3 protein-coding genes are annotated in these 2,413 nt (G+C 64.6%); all 3 read right to left on the bottom strand.

Features of this window, described 5'->3' with window-relative positions; translation table 11 throughout:
* A partial coding sequence (locus tag GY769_07560; GenBank protein MCP4201774.1) for a hypothetical protein occupies nucleotides 1-676 on the bottom strand: 676 nt, incomplete at its 3' end.
* Complete coding sequence (locus GY769_07555) at nucleotides 676-2,004, bottom strand: hypothetical protein (GenBank protein MCP4201773.1); 1,329 nt, start codon at nucleotides 2,002-2,004, stop codon at nucleotides 676-678. The genes GY769_07555 and GY769_07560, both read right to left, overlap by 1 nt.
* A gap of 15 nt (nucleotides 2,005-2,019) precedes the next feature.
* On the bottom strand, nucleotides 2,020-2,413 hold a 394-nt coding region (locus GY769_07550), incomplete at its 5' end, for a hypothetical protein (GenBank protein ID MCP4201772.1).

Below are 2,413 nucleotides of genomic sequence, written 5' to 3'. Positions count from 1 at the left end.
GGACCATCCCCGGATTGCGCGAGACACCGCCGGTGAAGGTCAGCTCGTCCTCGATTCCGACCCGCCGCAGCAGGCCGGCCGAGCGGGCCGCGATCGAGGTGTGGACCCCCCAGAGAATGTCCTCGATCTTCTTGCCTTTGCCGAGCCAGGAAAGAACCTCCGATTCGGCAAAGACCGTGCAGGTGGTGCTGATCCGCACCGGTCTTTCCGACTCGAGCGCGGTCGGTCCGAGCTCGTCGAGCGGGATGTCGAGGGCGGCCGCGGCGGCACCCAGGAACCTGCCGGTGCCGGCGGCGCATTTGTCGTTCATGCAGAAGTCGAGGATCTCGCCGTTGTCGTTGACCCGAATCGCCTTGGTGTCCTGACCTCCCATGTCGACCACCGTTCGGGTTCCCGGGAAGAGGTGCGCCGCACCCCGCCCATGGCAGCTGATCTCGGTGACCTGGGCGTTGCCGAAGGTCACCCGGTAGCGGCCGTAGCCGGTGCCGATGATCCACTCGACCTGACGCTCCTCGACGCCGCTGGCTTCGAGAGCCACGGCGTAGGCATTTTCGGCCGCCTGGAGGACGTTGGCGCCGGTATCGGTCAGGGAGCGGCCGACCACGATCCTCCGTTCGTCGATGATCACCGCCTTGGTCTGCGTCGATCCGACGTCGACGCCGGCTGCATGCGCCATCAGGTCACCTCCTCGCCGGCCGTCGATTGCTGTTCACGGCTGATCAGCCCTTCGAAGAAGGCGTCCACCCGGTTCTTGATCTGTGCTTCTGAGACCACCCGCCGGTCCATCATGTCCGATTCGATGAACAGGCTCGGGATTCCACATTCCTCCATCAGGGCCCGGCGGCTGTCCGCGAGCCCGGTGGACACCGTGCGGCAGCTCTTGATCGGGTGGAAGACCACGCCGTCGATCCCGAATTCGTCGATCATGTCGCGCACCACCGCGTGTTGGTGGAACATGCTGTCCATCGCGTCGCGCACACTCAGCAGGAAGCCCTCCGCGAGGCTCTCGATCGGCCGTGCGAGGTCGTATTGGAATCCGCGGTTGGTGCCGCCCGAGGCGAACCACAGGTAGGTGGAATTGACAAAAGCTCCCCCCCACTCGGTGAAGAGCTCGTTGAAGCGCCGGAAGATCGGGTAACAGGGTACGCCGACGAAGAACAGGCGATGCTTCTCCTCGCTCAGGGTGCCGATGCCGTGGGCCGCCTTGTACTCCATTTCCTCGACCAGCTCGGCGAAGTATCGGGCTCCCGCCGCGGTGGCGCGGAGCCCGTTGGCGACCCCCAGGTAGATGGTGCCGTCGGTCAGAGCGTTGAAAACCGAAGGATGGCTGCGGTTGAGCTCCAACACGCGAGCCCAACCGCTGCTCATCTCGTTGGCCCATGCCAGGTTCTGGCGCAGCTTGTCGACGTCGAGCTTGCTGCCGGTGAGCTCCTCGCACAGCGCGATCAGCTCGCGGATCTGGGCCTCGACATAGCGCCGGTCGATTTCGAAGCGGCGCTCGCCGGGGCGGCTGTGGCCGTGCGCCATGCGGTTGCCGGGCACGTCGAGGGTGAAGATCGGGATGCGGTACATCCGCTCCCAGATCTCCGCCCACTTGATGTAGGTGTTGCAGGCATTGGTATAGACCGCGAGCATGGGCTTGGGAATGCGGCCCATCGGATGCTCCCCGCCGCGCAGCTGGACCGCGACGTCGGCCTTGACGTAGCCGCAGATGTCGGGCGAGTAGCCGTAGTCCTCGGCTTCGTCGAGATACTCGTGGGCGACCCGCCGGACGGCGGTTTGAAGAGAGTTGATCTCGGGGAATACGACCGGCATGTCGAAGGTTTTGAGCACCTCGTTGAGGCTGCCCATGACGAAGACGTAGGCAGCCCTTTCGCCGCGCCTGGCGGTGGCGTCGAGCGATTCGAACCAGTCGCGGAAGAGATCGGCTCCGTTCTGGTTGGCACGACCCAGGAGGGCGTCAGCTGCGGGAATGCCGGCGGAGCTCTGAGCGTTCTCGACCATCGTGATCCTCCCAGCTCACCCGAAGAGCAGGTTTTCGACGAAGGTCTCGACCTGCAGCTCCAGTTGATTGAAACTGGTCATGTTCTCTTCGAACTCGTTGACGAAGTAGGGCAGACGCTTCTCGTCGAGGGCCTGAATGTAGGCGACCTGTTCCTCGAGCCCGGGCTCGCACATCTTGGCGGCGCCGATGATCGCGGCTTCGGCCCGCGATCGCTCGATGCGCTCGAGCAGCATCTTCTCTTTGGGTTTGCGGTTGTCGTGCTGGACCGGGCTGTAGCTGGAGCTCTCGACGTAGGCGTGGGCGAGGTTGTGCAGGGGATCGCCGTCACCCGCGACGTCCTCGACGATCCAGCGCAGACCGATCAACAGGTCGTCGTCGACGATGTAGCAGGAGCGCCCGACCATGCGG

This window comes from bacterium, assembly GCA_024224155.1.
Classification (GTDB): Bacteria; Acidobacteriota; Thermoanaerobaculia; order Multivoradales; family JAHEKO01; genus CALZIK01.
The sequence above is the reverse complement of the archived record's forward strand: the minus strand, read 5'-3'. Positions and strand labels throughout refer to the sequence as shown.

Coding starts and splice junctions, on each gene's coding strand:
- GY769_07555 (MCP4201773.1), bottom strand. CDS start 2,004: ATGGTCGAGAACGCTCAGAGCTCCGCCGGCATTCCCGCAGCTGACGCC.